The sequence below is a fragment of the Seohaeicola saemankumensis genome (genome assembly GCF_021021435.1).
In the GTDB taxonomy this organism is placed as follows: Bacteria; Pseudomonadota; Alphaproteobacteria; order Rhodobacterales; family Rhodobacteraceae; genus Seohaeicola.
This window is the reverse complement of sequence record NZ_JAINWI010000004.1, coordinates 270051-289242: the sequence shown is the minus strand read 5'-3', so window position 1 is coordinate 289242 and position 19192 is coordinate 270051. Positions and strand designations below refer to the sequence as shown.

18 protein-coding genes are annotated in these 19192 nt (G+C 56.8%); 8 read left to right on the top strand and 10 right to left on the bottom strand.

Annotation, left to right across the window (positions count from 1 at the left end; genetic code table 11):
- Positions 1-42: 42 nt before the first annotated feature.
- Entirely contained in the window at positions 43-762 is a 720-nt protein-coding gene (locus K7H22_RS03270; RefSeq protein ID WP_230799294.1) for a uroporphyrinogen-III synthase, read from the bottom strand.
- A gap of 96 nt (positions 763-858) precedes the next feature.
- Here K7H22_RS03270 and tsaD point away from each other — a divergent pair, with 96 nt between their 5' ends.
- From tsaD to K7H22_RS03250, 4 genes are read left to right on the top strand one after another with little or no spacing between them, the layout of a single operon-like run.
- Positions 859-1956 (top strand): tRNA (adenosine(37)-N6)-threonylcarbamoyltransferase complex transferase subunit TsaD, encoded by a 1098-nt coding sequence (gene tsaD / locus K7H22_RS03265; protein WP_230799293.1) that lies wholly within the window; start codon positions 859-861, stop codon positions 1954-1956.
- The gene (locus K7H22_RS03260; RefSeq protein ID WP_230799292.1) at positions 1953-2909 is read left to right on the top strand and encodes an NAD(P)H-dependent glycerol-3-phosphate dehydrogenase; all 957 of its coding nucleotides are present in this window, start codon (positions 1953-1955) and stop codon (positions 2907-2909) included. Before tsaD ends, K7H22_RS03260 begins: the two co-directional genes overlap by 4 nt.
- On the top strand, positions 2910-3182 hold the full coding sequence (locus K7H22_RS03255; protein WP_230799291.1) for a YciI family protein: 273 nt from the start codon (positions 2910-2912) through the stop codon (positions 3180-3182). It abuts the gene before it with no gap.
- Complete coding sequence (locus K7H22_RS03250; protein WP_230799290.1) at positions 3182-3601, top strand: EVE domain-containing protein; 420 nt, start codon at positions 3182-3184, stop codon at positions 3599-3601. Before K7H22_RS03255 ends, K7H22_RS03250 begins: the two co-directional genes overlap by 1 nt.
- Positions 3602-3826: 225 nt before the next feature.
- Here the strand turns inward: K7H22_RS03250 and K7H22_RS03245 are convergent, their stop codons facing one another.
- The gene (locus K7H22_RS03245) at positions 3827-4168 is read right to left on the bottom strand and encodes a DUF2853 family protein (protein WP_230799289.1); all 342 of its coding nucleotides are present in this window, start codon (positions 4166-4168) and stop codon (positions 3827-3829) included.
- A gap of 167 nt (positions 4169-4335) precedes the next feature.
- Positions 4336-5724 (bottom strand): adenosylhomocysteinase, encoded by a 1389-nt coding sequence (ahcY, locus tag K7H22_RS03240; protein WP_230799288.1) that lies wholly within the window; start codon positions 5722-5724, stop codon positions 4336-4338.
- A 175-nt stretch (positions 5725-5899) separates the two neighbouring features.
- Between ahcY and K7H22_RS03235 the strand changes: the two genes are divergently transcribed.
- Entirely contained in the window at positions 5900-6496 is a 597-nt protein-coding gene (locus K7H22_RS03235; protein WP_230799287.1) for an HD domain-containing protein, read from the top strand.
- A gap of 12 nt (positions 6497-6508) precedes the next feature.
- Here the strand turns inward: K7H22_RS03235 and ilvA are convergent, their stop codons facing one another.
- Positions 6509-7747 carry a threonine ammonia-lyase IlvA gene (gene ilvA, locus K7H22_RS03230; RefSeq protein ID WP_230799286.1) on the bottom strand — a complete coding sequence of 413 codons (1239 nt, stop codon included), beginning with the start codon at positions 7745-7747 and terminating at the stop codon, positions 6509-6511.
- A 120-nt stretch (positions 7748-7867) separates the two neighbouring features.
- On the opposite strand from ilvA, the gene K7H22_RS03225 reads away from it, so the two are divergent.
- Complete coding sequence (locus K7H22_RS03225; protein ID WP_230799285.1) at positions 7868-9094, top strand: argininosuccinate synthase; 1227 nt, start codon at positions 7868-7870, stop codon at positions 9092-9094.
- Positions 9095-9148: 54 nt separating this feature from the next.
- On the opposite strand, the gene K7H22_RS03220 is transcribed toward K7H22_RS03225, so the two are convergent.
- Entirely contained in the window at positions 9149-9862 is a 714-nt protein-coding gene (locus K7H22_RS03220) for an HAD family hydrolase (protein WP_230799284.1), read from the bottom strand.
- A gap of 2 nt (positions 9863-9864) precedes the next feature.
- On the bottom strand, positions 9865-10773 hold the full coding sequence (locus tag K7H22_RS03215) for a D-amino acid aminotransferase (protein ID WP_230799283.1): 909 nt from the start codon (positions 10771-10773) through the stop codon (positions 9865-9867).
- Between the two features lie 149 nt (positions 10774-10922).
- Between K7H22_RS03215 and msrA the strand changes: the two genes are divergently transcribed.
- Positions 10923-11588 carry a peptide-methionine (S)-S-oxide reductase MsrA gene (gene msrA / locus K7H22_RS03210; RefSeq protein WP_230799364.1) on the top strand — a complete coding sequence of 222 codons (666 nt, stop codon included), beginning with the start codon at positions 10923-10925 and terminating at the stop codon, positions 11586-11588.
- Here msrA and K7H22_RS03205 read toward each other — a convergent pair.
- Complete coding sequence (locus tag K7H22_RS03205; protein ID WP_230799282.1) at positions 11564-12454, bottom strand: ribokinase; 891 nt, start codon at positions 12452-12454, stop codon at positions 11564-11566. The genes msrA and K7H22_RS03205 overlap by 25 nt on opposite strands.
- Positions 12455-12478: 24 nt before the next feature.
- Positions 12479-14734: an NADP-dependent malic enzyme gene (locus K7H22_RS03200; protein ID WP_230799281.1), complete on the bottom strand. Its 2256-nt coding sequence runs from the start codon at positions 14732-14734 to the stop codon at positions 12479-12481.
- Positions 14735-14897: 163 nt separating this feature from the next.
- On the opposite strand from K7H22_RS03200, the gene mutS reads away from it, so the two are divergent.
- A complete protein-coding gene (mutS, locus tag K7H22_RS03195; RefSeq protein WP_230799363.1) occupies positions 14898-17522 on the top strand; it encodes a DNA mismatch repair protein MutS in 2625 nt (874 codons plus the stop codon).
- A gap of 31 nt (positions 17523-17553) precedes the next feature.
- On the opposite strand, the gene K7H22_RS03190 is transcribed toward mutS, so the two are convergent.
- Positions 17554-18117 carry a nucleotide exchange factor GrpE gene (locus K7H22_RS03190; RefSeq protein WP_230799280.1) on the bottom strand — a complete coding sequence of 188 codons (564 nt, stop codon included), beginning with the start codon at positions 18115-18117 and terminating at the stop codon, positions 17554-17556.
- Positions 18118-18126: 9 nt separating this feature from the next.
- Positions 18127-19179, bottom strand: a complete 1053-nt coding sequence (gene hrcA, locus K7H22_RS03185; RefSeq protein ID WP_419248138.1) for a heat-inducible transcriptional repressor HrcA — start codon at positions 19177-19179, stop codon at positions 18127-18129.
- Positions 19180-19192 lie beyond the last annotated feature (13 nt).

Below are 19192 nucleotides of genomic sequence, written 5' to 3'. Positions count from 1 at the left end.
CCTACTGCGCAAGAACAGATGCCTCAAGCTATGCATCGCCGCCTAGTGCAAGTTGCGCCGCCACGGTTGGTTTTCCAGAAGCAGATTGATTTCTGACGCGACGCTCTCGAAATCGGGCTTCGCCGCAATGACACAACTTTCAACATTCAGATGCAGTGACGCCGCAACCGCATCGCTCATCGCAACAATATAGAGCTTTGCGCGGACCGGCCCAGACCCAAGCAGCGTCGCACTGCGCGGCGAGAAAACGGGCAGTATCACAGGCCCGTCACCACCGAGCAGATCCCTGGCCTCTTCCGACAGCGGTATAGCGTTCTGCGTATAGACAATCGCCTGCGAGACCGGACAGCCCAGCGCGCTGAGCCTTTCGGCTACTTCACCGCGCGCGTGCGTGCCGCGTAGGTGCAACATAGGGCCGGTGACATCATCCTCGAGAATACGTGCGATCAAGGCTTCCGCATTGCCACCAGCGGAAATCGCACGAAGTCCCGCATCCCGCGCCGCCTGCGCTGTTGCTTCACCGACGGTATAGCAGGCCAATGACATGGGTCCCTTTGCCGCAACATAAGCGGCAACGCCGTTTGCCGATGTAAATATAAGGGTCTTAATCCCGTCAAGCGATGGCAGTCGCGGATCAAGGCGGATTTCCATGAGTGGCGAGATGCAGATTCCTGCCCTGTCGCCACATCTGGCAAACAAAATCCCCGCCATCCTGCGCGACGACGCTTCTGGTCGGGTCAGCAGGATCACAGGCCGTGTCATCGTTGCCCCGGGATTGTTTGCATCCTTGTCTGGTGTTACCTCGCAACGCATGGTCTTGCAACGGAAAGGACCGTGGATGGTAGGGATGGCAGGTCAATGGTCGCGACTTTGAAGATATTGGGGCTGGAAAGCAGTTGTGACGATACGGCCGCCTCGATTGTGCGTCAAACAGGCACTGATCCGGCAGAAATCATGTCATCCGTCGTTCTCGGCCAGACTGACCTCCACAGTGCCTTTGGCGGCGTCGTTCCGGAAATCGCCGCACGCGCCCATACCGAAAAGCTGGATCTCTGCGTTGAACAGGCATTGTCACAAGCTGGCCTTGCCCTTTCCGACATGGATGCAATTGCGGTTACCGCAGGCCCGGGCCTTATCGGTGGGGTGCTGGCGGGGGTCATGTGCGCCAAGGGGCTTGCTATGGGTGCAGGGCTGCCACTGATCGGGGTAAACCATCTGGCGGGGCACGCCCTGACCCCGCGACTGACAGATCAAGTGGAGTATCCTTATCTGATGCTTCTGGCTTCAGGCGGTCATTGCCAGTTTTTGTTGGTGCGCGGCACTGACGATTTCATCCGCCTTGGTGGCACGATCGACGACGCCCCGGGTGAGGCTTTCGACAAAACCGCCAGACTTCTGGGATTGCCGCAACCGGGAGGGCCGGCTGTCGAGGCGGAAGCCCTCGGGGGCGATCCGGACCACTATACCTTTCCCCGTCCGCTGCTGGACAGGGAAGGGTGTGACATGTCGTTCTCTGGTTTGAAAACCGCTCTCCTGCGGATGCGCGACAAGGTGATAGCCGGGAAGGGCGGCCTGACACGGCGCGACCGTGCAGATCTCTGCGCGGGCTTCCAGATGGCTGTCGCCGATGTACTGGCCGAGAAAACACGCCGCGCGCTGGATATCTATCTTGCCGAGAACCCTGATCAACCCGTTCTGGCGGTGGCAGGCGGTGTTGCTGCAAACCGTATGATCCGGCTGAAACTAGAGTCTGTTGCAGCCCAAAAAAATGTCTGCTTTGTCGCCCCGCCCCTTGCGTTATGTACCGACAATGCCGCGATGATCGCCTATGCTGGATTGGAAAGGTTCCGATCAGGGTTCAGTGACGACATGACTCTTGCAGCAAGACCACGCTGGCCTTTGGACCGGACCAGCCCCACATTGCTGGGAAGTGGAAAGAAGGGAGCCAAGGCATGATTACCGTTCTGGGTTCAGGCGCGTTCGGCACTGCTTTGGCTATTTCACTGGCGGAAGCCGGCAAAGAGGTGTCCCTGTGGTCTCGTGATCCGGCGCAAGTGCAGACCATGCAAAACACGCGCGAGAACGCTTTGCGCTTGCCGGGTGTCGTTTTTCCCGAAAACCTTCTGGTCACTGCCAAGATTTCGCAAAACTCCGGCCCTGTTCTGCTGGCTGTTCCTATGCAAAAACTGCGTGATCTGCTGAACACCGAGACAGACGCCTTGTATCGCCGTGATCTGGTGGCTTGCTGCAAGGGGATCGAGCTTTCTACGACACTTGGCCCTGTGGCAATCATACGGGAATTGATGCCAGACAATGTTGCAGCGATCCTGACAGGCCCAAGCTTTGCCAGTGACATTGCAAGAGGTCTTCCAACCGCGCTGACGCTGGCTTGCGCAGATGCCGAAAAGGGCAAGACCCTGCAAGCGACACTAACAACGGGCAATTTGCGAATTTATCGTTCTACAGACACGATCGGGGCTGAGCTTGGTGGAGCGCTGAAGAACGTGATCGCCATCGCGGCTGGTGCTGTCATTGGCGCAGGGCTGGGCGACAGCGCCCGCGCGGCCCTGATGACCCGTGGCTATGCAGAAATGCAACGGCTCGCGCAGGCACTGGGTGCACGACCGGAAACACTGTCCGGGCTGTCTGGTTTTGGAGATCTGGTCCTGACATGCAACAGTCCCCAAAGCCGCAACATGCGTTTCGGCTTGTCGCTCGGGCGAAACGAGGCTTTCGATCCTGCCATCACGGTCGAGGGTGCGGCTACGGCGCGGGCAGCTTTGAAGCAGGCCGAGACTTTGGGATTGGACATGCCGATTACCGCTGCAGTAGTGGCCCTGCTTGACGGAAAGGTCCAGCTACGCCAAGCCATGGAAATGCTATTGTCCCGTCCCTTGAAGGAGGAATGAATGTTTGTTGCCCTGATCGCCCGCGATAAGTCCGGCGCCCTCGAGACACGGATGGCCAATCGCGCTGCCCATCTCGACTACGTCAAACAAACCGGCGTTGTCCGTCAGGCCGGACCATTGCTGGACAAGGAGGAGCAGATGATCGGCTCCCTGCTAATCCTTGAGGTCGCGGATATGGAACAGGCCATGCAATGGGCCGCCGGCGACCCCTATTCAAAAGCAGGTCTGTTTCAGGGCGTCGAGTTGATACCGTGGAAGAAAGTAATCGGGTGATGCGCTACTGGCTGTTCAAAACAGAACCAACTGTCTGGGGCTGGGAAGATCAGGTTGCACGGGGCGACAAGGGCGAGGAATGGGACGGTGTCCGCAACTATCAGGCACGCAATTTCATGCGCGAGATGGAAATCGGGGACTTCGGTTTCTTCTATCATTCGCAAACAGAAAAGGCGGTCGTCGGTATCGTCGAGGTAATCAAAAAAGCCCATCCTGACAGCACGACGGACGATTCCCGATGGGAATGTGTCGACATCAAGGCAGTAAAGCCGGTTGTCACACCTGTGACACTTGATCAGATCAAGTCGGATAACCGACTCGGCGACATGATGCTTGTCCGCAACTCGCGCCTGTCGGTGCAGCCTGTAACCGCAGAAGAATGGCGCATTGTCTGCGCTCTTGCAGGTCTGTCTGACTGAACAAAGGAAACGCGGGGAGAACAGGCCAACAGCCAGAACCCCCCGCTACCCCACGTGCTCCCTACACACCACACGTGATCTCTGGATTAGGTTCCGGCCATACTGGCCCGATAGGTTCGAGAATAGGACGGTCAAAGCCCCGGCACAAACGCCAAGTTCTTGCAATTTGTGTAAAACGATAAACACCCGCCCTGAGGCGGGTGTTTAGCACATAATATCAGTGTGTTATTTGTAGATGGCTTCCTTGCCGAAATGCTTTGTCAGCATGTAATACACGACGGCACGGTATTTGTTCCGCTCGGATTTGCCGTAGGTATCCAAGACAGAATGCAGCGCTTCCATCAGTTTGGGGCTGTCAGGCAGACCCAGTTTCTTCATCAGGAAATTGGCCTTTACCGTTTCCAGTTCGCTCTCTTGTGTTGCGGCCACAGTCGACGAATCCGGATTGTAAATTGCCGGACCACAGCCGATTGTTACCTTGGTCAAAAGGTCCATATCTGGCTGCATGCCGCATTTGTTTTTCAGATCGTCTGCATATTTGGCGATCAAATCGTCACGCTTTCCCATTTCAAACTCCCTCGTCAGTCTTCAATTCTGTCCTAAGGACGGCGCGGCCGGTCGGCCCCAGCCTGACGTTAGCGAGTCTTCTGCAACACTCAACGGTTTTGTGGCGACGCAAGATAGGAAAAGGCCCGCCAATGGCGGGCCTTTTAGCTGAAAGGCAGGTCGAAGTATCAGTAGCGATAGTGTTCCGACTTGAAAGGGCCCTCGGGTGTCACACCGATATAGGCCGCCTGATCCGCATCCAGCTTCGTCAGTTTCACACCGATCCGGTCCAGATGCAGGCGCGCCACTTTCTCGTCCAGCGCCTTGGGCAGGATATAGACACCGGGTTTGTAGTCCTCGCCCTTGGTCCACAACTCGATCTGCGCGAGCACCTGGTTGGTAAAGCTTGCTGACATCACGAAAGACGGATGGCCAGTGGCATTTCCAAGGTTCAGCAAACGCCCCTCGGACAGAAGGATGATCCGGTTGCCCGAAGGCATTTCGATCATGTCCACCTGTTCCTTGATATTGGTCCATTTGTGGTTCTTGAGCGAGGCCACCTGAATCTCGTTGTCGAAATGGCCGATATTCCCGACGATCGCCATGTCCTTCATCTCGCGCATATGCTCGATGCGGATCACGTCCTTGTTGCCTGTTGTCGTGATGAAGATATCCGCGCTGTTAACTACGTCTTCCAGCAACACTACCTCGAATCCGTCCATCGCAGCCTGAAGCGCGCAGATCGGATCAACCTCCGTCACCTTGACGCGCGCACCGGCACCCTGAAGCGACGCAGCCGAGCCTTTGCCAACATCACCGTAACCGCAAACGACTGCCACTTTACCTGCCATCATGGTGTCAGTTGCACGGCGAATACCGTCGACCAGCGATTCCTTGCAGCCGTATTTATTGTCGAATTTGGATTTGGTGACCGAGTCGTTGACGTTGATCGCAGGGAACGGCAGCAGGCCTTTCTTGTGCAAATCATACAGGCGGTGAACGCCGGTTGTCGTTTCCTCAGATACGCCCTTGATCGCATCGCGAGTCTTAGTGAACCAGCCCGGACTTGCTGCCATGCGCTTTTTGATCTGCGCCTTGATGACTTCTTCCTCTTCGGACTGCGGAACCGGAATGATGTCCTCGCCGGCTTCGGCGCGCGCACCCAGCAGAACATAAAGCGTCGCATCGCCGCCATCATCAAGGATCATGTTCGCGCCTTCAGGGAACATGAAGGACTTGTCGAGGTAATCCCAATGCTCTTCCAGTGTCTGACCCTTGATCGCGAAGACAGGTGTTCCACCCGCAGCAATCGCCGCCGCCGCGTGATCCTGCGTCGAGAAAATATTGCACGAGGCCCAACGTACATCCGCGCCCAGCGCCACCAGTGTTTCGATCAGAACTGCGGTCTGGATCGTCATGTGCAACGACCCGACAATCCGCGCGCCTTTCAGAGGTTTGCTTTCGCCGAACTCGGCGCGGCAGGCCATCAGGCCCGGCATTTCAGTTTCCGCGATATCCAACTCTTTGCGGCCGTAAGCTGCAAGAGCGATATCTTTGATGATATAATCATTGGCCATCTTGGCACCCTTCATGAAACTATTTGGCGCTGCGCCTATCATTATTCGCTCCACGCCACAACGCTGCACAGAATAGGTCGCAATCCGGTTTTGTCATGCCGCGCGGTACAGGTTATTGCAGCATGATCTCAGGATGGTCATACATCACTCAATCCACCCTTTCCGGAGAACCAGAATGCCCAAACCAGCCCGCGCATGGCAAAGGATGCTATCCGGTCGCCGTCTTGATCTGCTTGACCCGACGCCGGTTGATATCGAGATCGAGGATATCGCGCATGGACTGGCTTTTGTGGCGCGCTGGAACGGCCAGACCCATGGTGACCATGCCTATTCAGTCGCAGAACATTCGCTTCTGGTTGAAACCCTGTTCAGTCGTATGGTTCCTGCTGTAGGAGCCAAATGGCAACTGGCCGCCTTGCTGCATGATGCGCCCGAATATGTGATCGGCGATATGATCAGCCCGGTAAAATCCGCTGTAGGTCCCGGCTATGAAGATTTGGACGCCCGCCTGACCGCAGCAATCCATATCCGTTTCGGGCTACCGGCAACGATACCTGCTGCGATCAAGAAGCAGATCAAGCAAGCCGACCGCATCAGCGCATGGATGGAGGCTGTCGAGATTGCAGGTTTCGGCACAACAGAGGCCGACAAACTTTTCGGCAAACCCGATCAGGCGCTGATCCGCGGGCTGTCGATCCGTTTGCGATCACCTGTTGAAGTGCGCGCCGACTATACAGCGCGGCATCATTCGCTTTTGAACTTGATGATGTGATCTGGCACCAGATCAGATCAGGAACTCGGCCAATGTCTCGTCATTGGTGATGTCGCGGTAGGTGAAGCCCGCCTTGTCAAGCTTGGCCAGAAAAGAGACGAAATTCTGCGCCTTGGTCGTTTCAATGCCGATCAGAACCGATCCGAAATTCCTTGCCGATTTTTTGAGATACTCAAAGCGGGCAATGTCGTCTTCGGGTCCAAGAATGTTCAGAAACTCTTTCAACGCACCTGGCCGTTGCGGCATCCGGAGGATGAAGTACTTCTTCACGCCCGAATAGCGTTGGGCCCTTTCTTTGACCTCGGGCAGGCGTTCGAAATCAAAGTTGCCGCCTGACGTGATGCAGACGACCGTTTTACCTTTGATCTGATCCGCCACATCCACAAGCGCATCTACCGCTAGCGCGCCTGCGGGCTCCAGCACGATACCTTCGACATTCAGCATCTCAAGGATCGTGGTACAGATCCTGTCTTCTGCTGCGGTGACGACATCTTTGGGCTCAACATCCTTGAGACGGGCGAATGTCTGGCTTCCGATCATCGCAACGGCGGCGCCATCGACAAAAGTATTCACCTTGGGCAGTTTGACAGGGTGACCCGCCGCCAGCGCTGCCTGAAAACTTGCGCCACCCGCAGGCTCTACAAAGGTATAATGGAGCGTAGTCCCGAAAAAACTGCGCACCCCTGCGGACAAACCGCCGCCACCCACAGGCAGCAGTATATGGTCCGGCACATGTCCCAATTCATCAAGAATTTCCACGGCAACCGAAGCTTGTCCCTCGATCACATCAGGATCGTCGAAAGGTGACAGGAAATGTCCGCGCTGCTCGGCACAAAACGCCTGAGCCGAGGCCAGAGTATCGTCAAAATAGTCGCCTTTCAGCCGTATCTCGACAGCGTCACCACCAAATATCCCTGTTTTCTGGATTTTCTGCTGCGGTGTCGTGACCGGCATGAAGATCACGCCCTTGACCCCAAAGTAGCGGCACATGAATGCGACGCCCTGTGCATGATTGCCCGCAGACGCACAAACAAAGAGCCGCCTGTCGGGATCGGCTGCCATCACCTTGCGCATAGCATTGAAGGCGCCGCGCAATTTGTAGGATCGAACCGGCGACAGGTCTTCACGCTTCAACCAGATATCGGCTTCAAACCGTTCAGACAGATGTGCGTTTCGCTGGAGCGGCGTCGCGGGAAAAACCTCGCGCATGGCGCGTTCGGCAGCGCGGGCCTTGTCTTGGAAGTCGGTCATTCCCGATCTCTGGCGCAGCTTGAGACCTTTCGCAAGACAAAGCTGTAGCATGCCCTTCGCCTTGCCCTGCGTCACAAAACCCGATAATCGCCGCAAAACGCATTCAGTGGGGAAAAACACATGTCCGCGCCCAAAAAAGTCGTGCTCGCCTATTCAGGCGGCCTTGATACCTCGATCATCCTGAAATGGCTGCAAACCGAATATGGTTGCGAGGTGGTAACCTTCACTGCCGATCTGGGACAGGGCGAGGAACTGGAACCCGCCCGCGCGAAGGCCGAACTGTTGGGGATCGCGCCTGAAAACATCTATATCGAGGATGTACGCGAAGAATTTGTGCGCGACTTCGTGTTCCCCATGTTCCGCGCCAACGCGCTTTATGAGGGTCTGTATTTGCTGGGCACGTCGATAGCGCGGCCGCTGATCTCGAAACGTCTGGTCGAGATTGCCGCCGAAACCGGTGCCGATGCGGTCGCGCATGGCGCAACCGGCAAAGGCAATGATCAGGTGCGGTTCGAACTTTCTGCCTATGCGCTCAACCCCGATATCAAGGTGATCGCACCTTGGCGTATCTGGGACCTGACCAGCCGCACCAAGCTGATCGAGTTTGCCGAGGCGAACCAAATCCCGATTGCCAAGGATAAACGCGGTGAAGCGCCGTTTAGCGTGGATGCAAACCTGCTGCACACCTCGTCCGAGGGCAAAGCATTGGAAGATCCGGCCGTTCAAGCACCGGAATATGTCTATCAGCGCACTGTGGCCCCCGAAGATGCGCCCGATGCGCCCGAATGTATCGAAGTAAGCTTCGAGCGCGGCGATGCGACCGCGATCAATGGCGAAGCGATGAGCCCGGCGACGATCCTGACCAAACTGAACGAACTGGGCGGAAAACACGGTATCGGGCGGCTTGATTTCGTTGAGAACCGCTTTGTCGGGATGAAGTCCCGCGGGATTTACGAAACACCCGGCGGAACTGTTCTGCTTGAAGCGCATCGCGGGATCGAACAGATCACCCTGGATGCCGGCGCTGGCCACCTCAAAGACAGCATCATGCCCCGCTATGCCGAACTGATCTACAACGGTTTCTGGTTCTCGCCCGAGCGCGAGATGCTGCAAGCCCTGATCGACAAAAGTCAGGAGCATGTGACAGGAACCGTGCGCCTGAAACTCTACAAAGGTTCAGCGACTTGCGTTGGTCGTTGGTCCGATCACAGTCTCTATTCCGAGGCGCATGTGACATTTGAGGATGACGCAGGCGCTTATGACCAGAAAGATGCACAGGGCTTCATCCGTCTAAATGCGCTGCGTCTGAAGTTGATTGCAACGCGGGATCGGCGTCTTAAAGGCTAAACAGAGCCTGAAGCGATTTGTAAAGGGTGGCCGGTGGCCGCCCGTTCTTCATTGCTAAAGTTTATGCGCCTCTAGCCGCCTGTAATGCGGCAACGCCGCTTCGACCAACGCACCAGATGCCCCTTTGAGATCTGGCAATTCCCCCTCGGCTGGTGCAAAACCAGTCGACGCATGGACAGACCCATACCAGTGCGAGGCCCAGACGCCGTCGGATGGATGCCCGCCGGCTGCCCAGTTCAGCATTGCTGGATCGAAATCCAGATCCAGTACCCCGCAAAGCTGGGTCAGCATTTCTTCGGGTGCGCGCCGGATATCGGCGGAATCGATCACGACGGGCGCATCGCCTTGGGCCGTCAGCCACTCGAACAAGTCCGTCTGCTGCGAAAACCCTATATCGGACAACGTCGGATTGTCATACTTCGCCCCGAAACTGGCGATCACCCGTGCCGGATGCCGGATCAGGAAAACGTGCCGCACCTGATCCATCCAGTCGCGCGGGATTGCGTCGATCATGTGCTGGGTCATGTGCTTCTGATAAAAATGCGGTTTATTGTCCGGAACAGGACCCGTGAGCATCGTAACCACCTCAGCCGGATCAGTGGGTTGCGAGGCGATGATTGCGTCGCGCATCGGGTGCTCCAATCCTGTGCGCGTCAGATATGCCGCATAGAACGGCTCGTCCACGACAGCAAAATCACGTCGTGCGCCGAAGGAATACATCATCGCCGTCGACAGGTTGCGCGGTCCAGACCACATCGCAATCCGCATGATCAGGCCGTTTCCCGCTGGATCAGTGACTGATAAAGCATTCTGATCTGTTTTGTTAAAAGCCCCATTTCACCCTCCCCGATCCTGCGACCATCAATACTGCCAACCGGAGTTTGCGCGCCAAAAGTCCCCGTCAGGAACGCTTCGTCCGCCCCGTAGGTATCCACCAACGAGAAATTGCGTTCAAACACCGGAATCTCGTTTTCGCGGCAAAGATTGATCACCTTTTGCCGCGTGATTCCGTTCATGCAATAGTCGCCCGTGCTGGTCCAAACCTCGCCCTTACGGACGATGAAGAAGTTGCAGGCATTGGTCGTGTTCACAAACCCATGCACATCCAGCATCAAAGCCTCATCTGCGCCCGCTTTTTCTGCTGCGATACAGGCCAGAATACAGTTCAACTTGGAATGGCTGTTCAGTTTCGGATCTTGCGTCATCGGTAGGCCGCGCAGATGCGGCACTGTCGCCAAACGGATCGGACGCGGAATGCTGGGCTTTGAATGCTCCATTATGATGGCAATGGTTGGCCCCTGACGCGACAACGACGGGTGCTGGAAAGGCCGAGTCTTGATTCCGCGCGTCACCATAAGACGCGCATGGGCGTCATCAGACATCTTATTGGCTGATTGTGTGTCTATTATGGCCTGAATTACCTGATGTCGGGTCATCCTGATGTCCAGATCAATCGCTTTTGCCGCCTCGAACAGCCGGTCCATATGCTCTTCGAGAAAGGCCCAGACGCCGTTGTAGAGCCGTATCCCCTCCCACACGCCATCACCCAGCATGAAGCCGCTGTCGTAGACGCTGACCAAAGCCTCGGACTTTGGCACGATGCGACCATTAAGCCAGATCTTTACGGTCTCGTTGCGGGCGTCTTCTGCGGCTTGGTGCGTGGTTACATGGTCAGTCATCCGGCCCTCCTGTCATTGCGACGACGGTAGACCGGAACAAGATCCAAGAAAAGCTGTCACGCTTTTTCACCGTTGCGTGACAAGACAATTCGGTTCTTTGCACGGGCCCTTTGCGCATGCAGTCTTGTGCCACATGGTGGAGATGGATGATGAACTTACGATTGAGCGATGTAAAACTGGCCTTTCTGGTACTGGCGATCGTGGCGGGCTTTTCCTTGAAGGGAAGACAGGCCCATGCTGCTGAATCAGAGATCCTGACCGTGGCGGGCGGGTGCTTCTGGTGCGTCGAAGCAGATTTCGAAAGGGTCGCCGGCGTGAGCGAGGTTGTTTCCGGCTACACCGGCGGCACAACAACAAACCCGACCTACAAACAGGTGACCCGCGGCGGCACTGGCCACTACGAGGCGGTGCAGATCATTTTCGATCCAGACCGTGTCAGTCGCGCGGATTTACTGTCGCTGTTCCTGCGTTCGGTTGATCCGACGGATGCGGACGGGCAGTTCTGTGATCGCGGCGAAAGCTATCGGACAGCGATTTTTGTCTCTGATCAGGCAGAAAGACAGCTTGCCGAAGCCGCCATAGCCGAGGCACGCGCCGTCCTGGGACAGAAGATTGTCACGCCGGTTCTAGCAGAAGCGCAGTTCTACGAGGCCGAGGACTATCATCAGGACTATTACAAAGGTACAAACCGCGTGATCACGCGTTTCGGGGCGATTGCACAAACGGATGCCTATAAACGCTACCGCGAAGGGTGTGGTCGTGATCAACGCGTGCGCCAGCTTTGGGGCAATCAAGCGCCTTTTGTCGGCGGTTGACCCATTTGCTGGATCTCCAGAAGATCGGGGATCACATCTGCGGTGCCGACACGCGTGACCATCAAGGCAGCTGCTTTTGTTGCAAGCGCTATCGCCTGTTCCATCGGCATGCCACGATCAAGCCCTGCCAATAGATATCCGGTAAAGGTATCGCCCGCACCGGTCGTGTCGATGGGTTTGACCTTGATCGCAGGAAAATCACGTATTTTTCCGGTTGGCCGATGGTACCAGCGACAACCTTCTGACCCTAACGTGACAATTATATCCGGCACGTTCAGAGCATCCGGGCCCTTGCCGGTCGCGGCCTGCAACTGCTCTGCCTCGATTGCATTCAGAATCAGCATATTCAGAAAAGGCAGAACCGCGGCTACCGCGTCGGCCGAGAATGGCGCGGCCGCATAGACAACCCGCAAGCCCAGATCAGACCCCATTCGGGCACAAAACACCTGATTATTAGTCTCGTTCTGTATCAACAGGATCTCTTGCGGCGATGCCTCGGCAAGCGCCATGCCAATTTGGTCCATAGTGATCTGCTGGTTCGCGCCGGGATGAATAACGATCGAATTCTCTCCTTCCGGCTCCAACAGGATGATGGCGTGGCCTGTTTCGGCATCTGTAGTGACGATGTGGCGGGTATCGACACCATACTCGGTCAACAGATCGCGCGCCCAGCGCCCGTCAGGCCCGACCGCGCCAATATGCACCACCCGCGACGCCCCGCGTGCCGCCGCGACAGACATGTTGGCCCCCTTGCCGCCCAAGCCACGCCGAAACCCAACGGCCTCGACTGTTTCGCCATGACCGGGCAAATGCGGGACAGAATAGAGCAGATCTGCATTGATAGAGCCGAGATTGTATATCGCCACGCCGACGCCCTTCCTGTCCTGTGGTCAACCTACCTTGCAGGCCGCCAGCATCGCCATGTTGAGAATGTCATTCGCCGTCGAGTTGGTTGAACAGATCTGGATGGATTGATCGACACCGGACAGGATCGGGCCAATAACTGTCGCCCCCGCCATTTCCTGCATCAACTTGACCGAGATCGAGGCCGAATGACGGGCAGGCACCACAAGAATATTGGCAGGCCCTGTCAGCCGTTGGAACGGATAGACAGCTTGCGCCTTGGGGTTCAGGGCGACATCAACGGTCATCTCGCCTTCAAATTCGAAATCGACGCCCCGCGCCTCAAGAACCTTGGGGGCACGGTGCATTTTCTCTGCCCTCTCCGACCGTGGATAGCCAAAAGTCGAGAAGCTGACAAAGGCGACGCGCGGCTCAAGCCCGAGGTCGCGGGCCACATCCGCGGCGCGCTGGGCGATCGTGGCCAGATCATTCTCGTCCGGCCATTCATGCACCAATGTATCAGCAATCAGCACGATCCGACCCTTGTGGAGCAGTGCTGTAATGCCCGCTGCACCATGCGCGGCATCAGCGTCGAACACGTGATTGATCAACTCCATCACATGCGCGGCTTTGCGTGTCGCTCCTGTTACCAACCCGTCGCCATGCCCGTGGGCCAGCATCAGGGCTGAAAACACATGGCGATCACGGGCTGCCAGACGGTGAATATCGTGCCGGTCAAAGCCCTTGCGCTGAAGGCGCTGGTACAGAAACTCTTTATAAGGCTCAAGATGCGGGGTGTTCGCCGCGTTGAACACCTCAAGCTCGGAAAAGGCATCGCCCATGCCTGCTGCTTCCAGCTTGGCTTTGACGTCATAATCGCGGCCCACGATCAAAGCTTTGCCCAGACCAGACCGTTGATAGCTGACCGCAGCGCGCAACACGCGCGGGTCGTCGCCTTCTGCAAAGATCATGCGCGCCTGATTGGCACGCGCGCGGGCATGAATGCCGCGCAGGATGTTTGCCGTCGGGTCCATCCGCCCCTTGAGGCTGGCCTCATAGGCTTCCATGTCGATAATCGGACGGCGTGCGGCGCCCGTTTTCATCCCTGCACGCGCCACTGCGGGAGGAATCCGGAAGATCAGCCGAGGATCGAAGGGGGTCGGGATGATATAGTCCCGCCCGAAGCTGAGGTTCTTGCCATAGGCCATGGCAACCTCGTCTGGCACATCCTCACGGGCAAGTTCAGCCAGCGCTTCTGCGCAGGCGATCTTCATCTCGTCATTGATCGCCCGTGCGTGGATATCCAGCGCACCGCGGAACAGGTAGGGAAAGCCCAGCACGTTGTTCACCTGATTGGGATAATCAGACCGTCCCGTGGCCACAATAGCATCAGGTCGCACGGCATGGGCTTCTTCCGGTGTGATCTCAGGATCAGGGTTCGCCATCGCAAAAATCACAGGATCAGGTGCCATCGAGGCGACCATTGCCTCGGTCACCGCACCCTTTGCGGATACTCCGAGAAAAACATCCGCGCCCCGCATCGCTTCTTCCAGGGTCCGCAGATCGGTGCGCGCCGCATGTGCCGATTTCCACTGGTTCATCCCGTCGGTACGGCCTTGATAGATTACGCCTTTGGTGTCGCACATGATGCAATTGTCATGTTTTGCGCCCATAGATTTGAGCAGTTCCAGACAGGCAATTCCCGCAGCCCCTGCGCCGTTCAACACGATCCGCACATCTTCGATCTTTTTGCCCGAGATATGCAGCGCGTTAATCAAACCGGCGGCGCAAATCACAGCCGTTCCGTGCTGGTCGTCATGAAAGACGGGGATATCCATCACTTCTTTCAGCCGCTGCTCGATGATGAAACATTCCGGCGCCTTAATGTCTTCAAGGTTGATTCCGCCAAAGGTCGGACCCATCAGGCGAACAGCATTGATAAAGGCTTCAGGGTCTTCGGTATCCAGTTCGATGTCGATGCTGTTCACATCAGCGAAGCGCTTGAACAGGACAGACTTGCCTTCCATCACCGGCTTCGACGCCAGCGCACCCAGATTGCCAAGGCCCAGAACCGCTGTGCCGTTGGAAATGACCGCAACAAGGTTTCCCTTGTTTGTATAGTCATAGGCCGTTTCGGGCGCGGCTGCGATTTCTTCGCATGGGACCGCAACACCAGGCGAGTAGGCCAAGGACAGATCACGCTGCGTTGCCATCGGCACTGTTGCCGTGATCTCGAATTTGCCGGGCGTCGGCTCCATGTGAAAGGCCAGCGCCTCTTCACGGGTCAATCTTGTTTTTGTCATAAGCGTCAGCCTGTTCCTTGAGCGGGTCAGGGCGTCATATCCTGCCGCTGCGCTTGCCTCAACGATTTTGCGTTTTTGCTTTCACCTGATCTGATGGATTTGTAAGGTCTGGCCCAGCAAACAAGGAGACGCCGTGACAGTCCAACACGCCGCCGCAACGCCAATGATGGCGCAATTTCTGGGTATCAAAGCGCAATATCCCGGTGCGCTTTTATTCTACCGCATGGGCGACTTTTACGAAATGTTCTTTGACGATGCGGTCGCCGCGTCGCAAGCGCTGGATATCGCGCTGACAAAGCGCGGCCAGCACGAGGGAAAGGACATCCCGATGTGCGGTGTCCCTGTCCACTCTGCCGAAGGCTATTTGCTGACATTGATCCGCAAGGGTTTTCGCGTGGCGGTATGCGAGCAGATGGAAGATCCTGCCGAAGCGAAGAAACGCGGCGCGAAATCCGTGGTCAAGCGCGATGTGGTCCGGCTTGTCACGCCCGGAACCCTTACCGAGGATTCCCTGCTTGAGGCCCGCCGGAACAACTACCTTTGTGCCTATTCGCTTGTGCGCGAGGACGCTGCGCTGGCTTGGGTCGATATTTCTACAGGTGAATGCCACGTTATGCCGTTGGCTCCCGTCCGGCTTGGGCCGGAACTGGCGCGGCTTGTGCCCTCCGAAGTCGTCATTTCCGAAGCGCTGGAACGCGATCTGGCTGGAATAGTCGCTGAATCTGGGGCGTCAATAACACCCTTGGGCCGTACCGCCTTTGACAGCACGGCAGCCGAAAAAAGGCTTTGCTCGCTCTACAGCGTAGGATCGCTTGACGCCTTCGGCAGTTTCGGTCGGGTCGAAGTATCCGCGCTGGGTGCGTTGGTCGCGTATCTGGAAATCACACAAAAAGGGAAGCTTCCCTTGTTACGCCCACCGCAGCGCGAGGCCGAGGCTGGCGTCATGCAAATCGACGCAGCGACACGGCGCAATCTTGAACTGACGCATGCGCTGTCTGGCGGTCGGGCCGGTTCGCTTTTGTCTGCGATCGACCGAACCGTTACAGCAGGCGGCGCGCGACTGCTTGAGCGTCGGCTTTCCAGCCCGTCACGGGATCTGAATATAGTAGAACAAAGGCTCGAATCTGTCGCGTTAGCCGTTGAACAGACCCGCCTTTGTACAGAAATACGTGACGCCCTGCGCCGCGTTCCCGACCTTGATCGTGCGCTATCCCGACTTGCACTGGATCGGGGTGGGCCGCGCGATATGGCCGCTATCCGCAACGGGCTGGAACAAGCCGAAAGCATCGCAAAGGTACTGCAAGACCGCGAACTTGCGCCCTTGCTTGAGTCCGCCTTGGCGGATTTGTCCGGACATCAGCAACTGGTTGCGCTGCTCGCGCAAGCGCTTGTGGCCGAACCGCCTTTGCAGCTGCGCGACGGCGGCTTCATAGCCACTGGGTATGACAGCGAGTTGGACGAAATGCGAAGCCTGCGCGACGAAGGCAGGTCTGTTATCGCGCGGATGCAGACAGAGTATAGCAATGTCACGGGAATTCCCTCGCTGAAGATCAAGCATAACAATGTCTTGGGCTACTTTATCGAGGTCACCGCGACCCACGCCGAAAGGATGTTGTCCGAACCCCTATCCGACGCCTTCCGGCACAGGCAAACGACAGCAAATCAACTGCGCTTTACGACGCCGGACCTGACAGAGATGGAAACCCGCATTCTTAACGCTGGCGGGCATGCTCTTGAGATCGAAAAACGGCTCTATTCCAGCCTCAAGGACAATATCTCGGGCTGTGCCGCCAAAATCTATGCAACAGCGCGCGCATTGTCGGAATTGGATCTGTGTTGTGCTTTGGCTGATCTGGCGCGCGGCGAGAACTGGACAAGACCGGTTGTAAATACCTCGCGCACCCTGAGGATCGAAGGCGGGCGCCATCCGGTGGTGGAGCAAGCCCTCAGAAAACAGGGCGGCGCCCCCTTTGTGGCCAATGACTGCGATCTGGGCGACGGGTCCGACATATGGCTTTTGACCGGCCCGAACATGGCCGGCAAATCCACGTATTTAAGACAGAACGCGTTGATCGCACTTCTGGCACAAACCGGCAGCTTTGTTCCTGCAACGGACGCCACAATCGGGCTTGTCAGCCAGTTGTTCAGCCGTGTCGGTGCCTCTGACGATCTGGCGCGCGGGCGGTCAACCTTCATGGTAGAGATGGTCGAAACCGCGGCCATTCTTAATCAGGCCGATGATCATGCATTGGTCATCCTGGACGAAATCGGACGCGGGACTGCAACTTATGACGGACTGTCGATCGCGTGGGCGACCCTAGAGCATCTGCATGATGCAAACCGCTGTCGCGCGCTGTTCGCAACACATTATCACGAACTGACCGCTTTGGCCGGCAAGCTTGAACGTGTTGAGAACGCCACCGTAACCGTTAAAGAGTATGAAGGGGACGTGATTTTCCTGCACGAAGTTCGCAAAGGTGCAGCGGACAGGTCTTACGGGGTTCAGGTTGCCAAACTGGCTGGCCTTCCCGAAGCCGTGGTCAACCGCGCCCGCGTTGTGTTGGATGCACTAGAAAAGGGCGAGCGTGAAGGGGCTGGAAAGCAAAAGGCGATAATTGACGATTTACCGCTTTTCTCGATGGCCGCACCAGCTCTACAGCCCACCGCAACAGTGAAACCATCGAAAGTCGAGGAGCGCTTGAAGGACGTACATCCCGACGAACTGTCACCCCGCGATGCGCTGCGCCTTGTCTACGAATTGAAAGAGGCGTCACAGTCCAGACCGTAACGCCTGCGTTTTCTTGAAGCCTGTCGGAAAGTCAGCTTGCAGGCATCGAAGACACGCCAACCTGCGCAGGGCGCAGAAGGCGGTCATGCAGCATGAAACCATCCGCTGACACCTGAATAATCTCACCGGATTTTGTGCCCGGAACAGGCGCTTCGAACATGGCCTGGTGGTTCTGCGGATCAAAACGGTCACCGACCTGCGGGCTGATGACTTTGACGCCGTGCTTTGCAAACACACTTAGCAATTCGCGCAGGGTCAATTCAACGCCTTCCAGCAAAGGGCCAAAAGCCTGCCGCTGTTCATCTGTCACAACTTCAAGCGCGCGCTTGAGGTTGTCATGTACTGGCAACAAGTCACGCGCCAGTTTCGAGCCACCATATTGTTCCGCTTCACGGCGATCCTTGTCGGACCGTTTGCGCGCGTTTTCGGCGTCGGCCAATGCGCGCATGAAGCGGTCTTTCAACTCGTCACGCTCTGCCCGCAAACTATCAAGCTCGATGGCCTCATCGCTGTATTCTACATTGTCCTCGGCATATTCTTCAGCCTCGGCGGCTTCGATATCGTCAAGGAAATCGTCTTTCTTCGGCTCTGCCATACTTCACCTCTAGCTCCGGTCGGAGATCATCCTGCCAACCAGCTGCGCCGTGTAATCCACGATCGGCACAATCCGTCCATAGTTCAGACGGGTGGGTCCGATGACGCCAACCGCCCCGATGATCTTACGATCAGCGTTCATATATGGACTGACCACCAAAGAGGAACCCGAAAGTGAGAAAAGTTTGTTCTCGGAGCCAATAAAAATGCGAACACCCTCTCCTTCCTGCGCCAGATCGAGGAATTCTGCGATGTCTTTTTTCCGCTCCAGATCGTCGAACAGCTTGCGGATACGCTCGAGTTCCTCGTCACTGCCTTCGCCATTCAACAGATTCGCGCGCCCGCGAACGATCAGCCTTTCGGGCGCTTCGCCCTCTCCGGCCCAGACAGCAATACCGCTTTCTACCAAAGCATGCGCAAGGCTGTCGATCTCCTGACGGCGTGAGTCGATCTCGTGCCGGATGGCCGTTTGCAAATCGGACAGGGTCTTGCCCTCGATCAGTGCATTCAGGAAATTGGCGGCCTCCCGCATCGAGGATGGTGTTTGCCCCGCAGGTGGTGTGAAAATCCTGTTCTCGACATGGCCATCAGCGAAGACAAGAACCACCAATGCGCGCTCATGTCCAAGATTCACAAACTCGACATGCTTTATCGGGGCTTCGTGTTTTGGGGCCAGTACAAGGGATGCGCCGCGCGTCACACCGGACAAGGCCGTACTGATACGGTCCAGAATTCCGGTCACATCCGAGGTGTTGTTCCCCATCGTATCGTCGATTTTCTGCCGGTCCTGTGCGTTCAGGTCACCGACTTCAAGAAGACCGTCGACAAACATGCGAAGGCCCCGTTGCGTCGGAATGCGTCCCGCGCTGACATGGGGGCTACCCAGAAGGCCCAGATACTCCAGATCCTGCATTACATTGCGGATCGTCGCGGCACTGACCTTCTCGTTCATCGTACGCGTCAGGGTACGACTGCCAACAGGATCGCCACTTTCAAGATAGCCTTCCACGACGCGGCGAAACACTTCGCGCGATCGCTCGTTCAACTCATCGAATATGGCCATTCCTTCTTTCATT

Excerpts from the sequence above, each read along its gene's own strand:
- K7H22_RS03270 (WP_230799294.1), bottom strand. The coding sequence starts at position 762 with ATGACACGGCCTGTGATCCTGCTGACCCGACCAGAAGCGTCGTCGCGC.
- tsaD (WP_230799293.1), top strand. The coding sequence starts at position 859 with ATGGTCGCGACTTTGAAGATATTGGGGCTGGAAAGCAGTTGTGACGAT.
- K7H22_RS03260 (WP_230799292.1), top strand. The coding sequence starts at position 1,953 with ATGATTACCGTTCTGGGTTCAGGCGCGTTCGGCACTGCTTTGGCTATT.
- K7H22_RS03255 (WP_230799291.1), top strand. The coding sequence starts at position 2,910 with ATGTTTGTTGCCCTGATCGCCCGCGATAAGTCCGGCGCCCTCGAGACA.
- K7H22_RS03250 (WP_230799290.1), top strand. The coding sequence starts at position 3,182 with ATGCGCTACTGGCTGTTCAAAACAGAACCAACTGTCTGGGGCTGGGAA.
- K7H22_RS03245 (WP_230799289.1), bottom strand. The coding sequence starts at position 4,168 with ATGGGAAAGCGTGACGATTTGATCGCCAAATATGCAGACGATCTGAAA.
- ahcY (WP_230799288.1), bottom strand. The coding sequence starts at position 5,724 with ATGGCCAATGATTATATCATCAAAGATATCGCTCTTGCAGCTTACGGC.
- K7H22_RS03235 (WP_230799287.1), top strand. The coding sequence starts at position 5,900 with ATGCCCAAACCAGCCCGCGCATGGCAAAGGATGCTATCCGGTCGCCGT.
- ilvA (WP_230799286.1), bottom strand. The coding sequence starts at position 7,747 with ATGACCGACTTCCAAGACAAGGCCCGCGCTGCCGAACGCGCCATGCGC.
- K7H22_RS03225 (WP_230799285.1), top strand. The coding sequence starts at position 7,868 with ATGTCCGCGCCCAAAAAAGTCGTGCTCGCCTATTCAGGCGGCCTTGAT.
- K7H22_RS03220 (WP_230799284.1), bottom strand. The coding sequence starts at position 9,862 with ATGCGGATTGCGATGTGGTCTGGACCGCGCAACCTGTCGACGGCGATG.
- K7H22_RS03215 (WP_230799283.1), bottom strand. The coding sequence starts at position 10,773 with ATGACTGACCATGTAACCACGCACCAAGCCGCAGAAGACGCCCGCAAC.
- msrA (WP_230799364.1), top strand. The coding sequence starts at position 10,923 with ATGAACTTACGATTGAGCGATGTAAAACTGGCCTTTCTGGTACTGGCG.
- K7H22_RS03200 (WP_230799281.1), bottom strand. The coding sequence starts at position 14,734 with ATGACAAAAACAAGATTGACCCGTGAAGAGGCGCTGGCCTTTCACATG.
- mutS (WP_230799363.1), top strand. The coding sequence starts at position 14,898 with ATGATGGCGCAATTTCTGGGTATCAAAGCGCAATATCCCGGTGCGCTT.
- K7H22_RS03190 (WP_230799280.1), bottom strand. The coding sequence starts at position 18,117 with ATGGCAGAGCCGAAGAAAGACGATTTCCTTGACGATATCGAAGCCGCC.
- hrcA (WP_419248138.1), bottom strand. The coding sequence starts at position 19,179 with ATGGCCATATTCGATGAGTTGAACGAGCGATCGCGCGAAGTGTTTCGC.